This is a genomic window from Synechococcus sp. R6-7 (genome assembly GCF_047461695.1).
Classification (GTDB): Bacteria; Cyanobacteriota; Cyanobacteriia; order Thermostichales; family Thermostichaceae; genus Thermostichus.
Genome location: NZ_JANSHS010000343.1, coordinates 1 through 644, shown reverse-complemented (window position 1 = coordinate 644; position 644 = coordinate 1). Strand labels below are relative to the sequence as shown.

Below are 644 nucleotides of genomic sequence, written 5' to 3'. Positions count from 1 at the left end.
CCACACTTTCTCGGTGTAGGTCTTAAAAAAAGTGCGATACAGCCGTTCCCCAAATTGGTTAATGACCCAATCTTCAAAAGATACAGGATTGGGCCTGGGAAAGAGGCGCGCCTTTAGGTAACTGAGCAGACAGAGGGTGGTAAACCCTGGCCCCAGTTTGGCAAAAACATCCGTAGGTCGAATTGGATAATCAAAGAAAACACCTCGGTAAAAAATGTGGGAAAGCCGACGGCAAACCTGCATTTCCGAGCCCAAAATCTCCGTCCACAGAGCCTCAATTTCCGCCGACTTGGAGAAAAAGCGGTGTCCACCGATATCAAAGCGATAGCCTTGGTAGGTTACAGTGCGGGATAGCCCCCCTACCTGCACCGGATCCGCTTCCAAAACCGTTACCGGGTAGCCCTGCTTGTTCAGCTCGTAGGCGGCACTCAATCCAGCTGGCCCCGCCCCGATCACCACTGTGGACTGCACTCTGGATAGCTGCCTTGAGGTACCATCTGGTAGTATAGCAAAGGGATTGCAGTTTGACGGCGTTGGCTGTCTTTTGTGGTGTGTTCTGATTCACCCAGTTCAACGCCTGCACAAAGGCATCTATTGTCGCATCCAATTTTGCAGCTTGCGACTGGGACACCTTGAGTTTGCAA

1 protein-coding gene and 1 pseudogene are annotated in these 644 nt (G+C 51.6%); both read right to left on the bottom strand.

All coding sequences use genetic code 11. The features are described from left to right. Positions 1 to 471, bottom strand: a 471-nt coding sequence (locus tag NW815_RS10335) for an FAD-dependent oxidoreductase (protein ID WP_414415981.1), incomplete at its 3' end; no start/stop codon positions are given. 34 nt (positions 472 to 505) lie between these two features. Then, positions 506 to 644, bottom strand: a pseudogene (locus NW815_RS10330) (RNA-guided endonuclease TnpB family protein); the annotation flags it as partial.